Origin of the sequence: Pelomicrobium sp. G1 (assembly GCF_051905455.1) — a bacterium.
Classification (GTDB): domain Bacteria; phylum Pseudomonadota; class Gammaproteobacteria; order Burkholderiales; family UBA6910; genus Pelomicrobium.
Genome location: NZ_JBQACR010000104.1, coordinates 1 through 461, shown reverse-complemented (window position 1 = coordinate 461; position 461 = coordinate 1). Strand labels below are relative to the sequence as shown.

1 protein-coding gene is annotated in these 461 nt (G+C 72.5%); it reads right to left on the bottom strand.

Features of this window, described 5'->3' with window-relative positions; translation table 11 throughout:
* Positions 1–71 precede the first annotated feature (71 nt).
* Positions 72–455, bottom strand: coding sequence for a hypothetical protein (locus ACTFO6_RS17685; protein WP_439935733.1), 384 nt, complete (start codon positions 453–455; stop codon positions 72–74).
* Positions 456–461 lie beyond the last annotated feature (6 nt).

Below are 461 nucleotides of genomic sequence, written 5' to 3'. Positions count from 1 at the left end.
GTGCTGTACGTCCATCCAGTCGCGCAGCGCCCGCGTGAGCATCGCCTCGTCGAAGCACCAGTAGCGGATCATCATGGCCTCCAGACGCGCGCCGGTACGTCCAGGGGATCGGGCTCGCGCTTGCGGCAGGACTCGCACAGGCGGTTGTGCGGGCCGGCGCTCGGAAACGGCCGGCCGCAGCAGAGGCACGGGCGCGTGACGCGGCCTTTCTTAGGCAAGGATGGCCTGGCGGGCGCTGGGAGCGCGGCGCCGCGCCGGCGGATGGACAGGCCGAGCGAGTACAGCTTGCCCTTCACCGAGCTGGGCGCCCGCCCGAGCCGGGCGGCGATGTCGCGCTTGGGTCGTCCCTCGGCGACCAGGGCGCGCAGCCGCGCCACCTCGGCGGCGCTCCAGGGACGCTTGCCCTGGGCGAGGATGCTGCGAAGGATGTGACGGGGCGCGGGCTTGGAGCTCATACTTCA